This is a genomic window from Methylophaga sp. UBA5088, from assembly GCF_002414625.1.
GTDB classification, from domain to species: domain Bacteria; phylum Pseudomonadota; class Gammaproteobacteria; order Nitrosococcales; family Methylophagaceae; genus Methylophaga; species Methylophaga marina.
The window spans coordinates 392-2,254 of the sequence record NZ_DIAC01000039.1 but is presented as its reverse complement, the minus strand read 5'-3'; the positions used below and the strand labels follow the sequence as shown (position 1 = coordinate 2,254).

Sequence of the window (1,863 nt, the reverse complement as noted above, 5' to 3'; positions counted from 1 at the left end):
GTAGTAACGGTGCACCTATACCTATGGCGGGGGTGCCTTACCATGCGGCAGATAATTATTTATCAAGGCTTATTAAGCTGGGTGAGTCTGTTGCTATTTGTGAGCAAATAGGTGATCCGGCAACGAGTAAAGGTCCTGTTGAGCGACAAGTTGTAAGAGTGCTGACGCCAGGTACATTGACGGAAGAAGCACTGCTGGACAGCCGCAATGAAAATCTCCTGCTCGCTATTTGTGAAGAAAAAGGGCGATATGGATTAGCTTATGCTGAGATTAGCAGCGGTCGGTTTATTATCAGTGAACTAGATAATGCTGAATTGTTAAAAGCCGAATTAGCCAGGTTACAACCCGCAGAAATTTTATTAAGTGAAACATTACTGGCGGGGTTTGAGGCGTTTGAAAAACAACTGCGCAAGCTACCGGAGTGGCATTTTGAATTAAAGGCAGCCAAAACTCGATTATGTGAACAATTTAATACAACTGATCTAAAAGGGTTTGGTTGTGAGGGACTGGATATTGCGATTCGCGCTGCCGGCTGTTTAGTGAACTACGCACAAGAAACACATAGAACAGCGTTGCCTCATTTGCGCCAACTTAGTGTTGAGTATTCGAAAGACAGCATTCGACTGGATCCACAATCACGAAAAAATCTTGAACTTGAACGTAACCTGTCAGGAGGCATTGAAAATAGCCTTATCTCGGTACTGGACAGGACCGCGACACCGATGGGCGCACGTATGTTGAGACGCTGGTTAATGCGTCCAATACGTGATCACAAAACATTAGTTGATAGACAACATGTGATTCAGGAGTTTTTGGAGCACAATAGTTTCAACGACTGTCATGCTTTGATGAAGTCGTTGGGAGATATTGAGCGTATTTTGTCACGGATGGCGCTTCGTACAGCCAGACCTCGTGACTTTATGCATATTCGACGTCTTTTAGAAACGTTGCCTGAATTACATCAGTTATTGAAATCGAAGCAAAGTACCCATCTGCGGCAACTGGATCGACAGTTAGGCACGTTCAGTGAATTACTTCTGCTATTACAACAAGCGATTATCGATGAACCACCTGTTCTCATCAGAGATGGTGGGGTCATAAAAGCAGGTTATAACGAGGAGTTGGATCGTTTACGCGATCTGCATAAAAATGCCAGTGGCTTTTTAGATCAACTTGAACAACAAGAACGCCATAGAACAGGCGTTAATACCCTCAAAGTAGGCTATAACAAAGTGCATGGCTATTTTATCGAACTGAGTCGTGCTCACGATATTACATTGCCTGATGAATATGTTCGGCGTCAGACATTAAAAAACGCTGAACGGTACATCACACCTGAACTGAAACGCTTCGAAGAACAGGTTCTCAGTGCGAACGAAAAAGCATTAGCTTTAGAAAAGGCGCTTTACGATGAATTGTTCGATAAAGTGGCACCAGAATTAATGGCCTTATCACAATGTTCTATGTCATTAGCTGAGCTGGATGTGCTTGCCAATCTTGCTGAGCGGGCCGAGACATTGGATTATGTCGCCCCGGAGTTTGTGAATGATGCCGGAATCCATATTGAAGCAGGTCGACACCCGGTTGTGGAAGTGTGTCAAAACCAAGCTTTTTGCGCTAATGATCTGAAATTAACCGCTGAGCAGTCCACATTAATTATTACCGGTCCCAATATGGGGGGTAAGTCGACCTATATGCGTCAGACAGCATTGATCGTCTCAATGGCACATATGGGCAGTTATGTGCCGGCGAGCAAAGCGATTATCGGGCCCGTGGATCAAGTCTTTACCCGTATCGGGGCATCAGATGACCTGGCTTCTGGTCGTTCGACCTTCATGGTGGAAATGAATGAAGCGGCGACTA

1 protein-coding gene is annotated in these 1,863 nt (G+C 44.9%); it reads left to right on the top strand.

All coding sequences use genetic code 11. From position 1 onward, the window contains the following. The coding region (mutS, locus tag B4K20_RS05415; RefSeq protein WP_289282184.1) for a DNA mismatch repair protein MutS at positions 1-1,863 on the top strand (1,863 nt) is incomplete at both ends.